Here is a 359-nt window from a genome sequence, read left to right as displayed (position 1 = left end):
CAGTCGACATGCGGCGACGGCGCGTCCACGTGCAACGTGCGCGGCAGGACGCCGTGACGCATCGCCTCCAGCACCTTGATCACCCCACCCACGCCGGCAGCCGCCTGCGAATGACCGATGTTCGACTTCAGCGAGCCGAGCCAGAGCGGCTCCCCGCCGTCGCGCCCCTGCCCGTACGTCGCCAGCAACGCCTGTGCCTCGATCGGATCCCCGAGCCGCGTCCCCGTACCGTGCGCCTCCACCACGTCAACGTCGCCCGCACCCAGGCCCGCGTTCGCGAGCGCCTGGCGGATCACCCGCTCCTGCGACGGACCGTTCGGCGCCGTCAACCCGTTCGACGCACCGTCCTGATTCACCGC

At 71.6% G+C, this 359-nt stretch carries 1 pseudogene; it reads right to left on the bottom strand.

Annotated elements, in window-relative coordinates:
- Window positions 1-359: pseudogene (locus tag IIE03_RS02290) on the bottom strand (polyketide synthase); the annotation flags it as partial.

Origin of the sequence: Myceligenerans pegani (assembly GCF_014892515.1) — a bacterium.
GTDB classification, from domain to species: domain Bacteria; phylum Actinomycetota; class Actinomycetes; order Actinomycetales; family Cellulomonadaceae; genus Myceligenerans; species Myceligenerans pegani.
This window is presented reverse-complemented; position numbering and strand designations above follow the sequence as displayed.